Below are 756 nucleotides of genomic sequence, written 5' to 3' on the forward strand. Positions count from 1 at the left end.
AGGCCGACCGCAAGCCCTTCGGCCCCAGCGCCGTGCCGGGCAGATGAATGGCCGGCAGCAGCGCCGGCGCCAATCCGGCCCCGGCCACCCAGTACGGCCAGGCCAGCGCGTCCGGGTCCCCGCCGGTCTTGAGCGCGTTGCTGGGCGCCGGTCGCATCGAAACGGCCGGAGCGGTGAATGGACAATGGCTTCGTCGAACGCCTCCGGCGCTCGATGAAGCCAGTCAACAGCCCGCACAGGCCTCCTCGGTCGCTTTTATGGCCGCCCGACCAAGGAGAAACAACCGAGCCGGACCGTCCAACTTGAAAGCGGCCACCATTGGTCTTCAGGATGGGACCGCTTCATGCGCTTCGGCAATATCACGCCGTGCGCGCAACGGGGCGATCGGCTTCGACGCTGCCGGACGTCCATCCGACCCGCTCCGCGAAGCGATCGAACATCGCGGTGGAGTCGTTTTTCACGCCACGCAGGCGCAATCCCAATCCGATCAGCGCGTTGCCCAGCATCAGGATCCGGCTGCCTTCGCCCTGGCCGTCCGATGAAAACTGTTCGACAAGCCACGAGAACGCCGACGCGCCGCCATATGCCGCCCGCGGTTCGAACAGTTTTCCGGCCTCCCCCACCTCGCCCAGGGCATTGAGATCATAGGCGAACGGATAGGCACGGCTGACACGGTCGAGCGGGGTTGCGTCCATGCGCACGAAACAATCGGCAATCCGGTCGATCGCCCGGCCGGAGATCGCGTCGAGCCGTCCC

1 protein-coding gene is annotated in these 756 nt (G+C 66.7%); it reads right to left on the minus strand.

The window, feature by feature from the left end:
* Nucleotides 1–359: 359 nt before the first annotated feature.
* Nucleotides 360–756, minus strand: a 397-nt coding sequence (locus tag HUK84_RS21230; RefSeq protein WP_218064285.1) for a hypothetical protein, incomplete at its 5' end; no start/stop codon positions are given.

This window comes from Nguyenibacter vanlangensis (assembly GCF_013376155.1).
Taxonomy (GTDB): domain Bacteria; phylum Pseudomonadota; class Alphaproteobacteria; order Acetobacterales; family Acetobacteraceae; genus Gluconacetobacter; species Gluconacetobacter vanlangensis.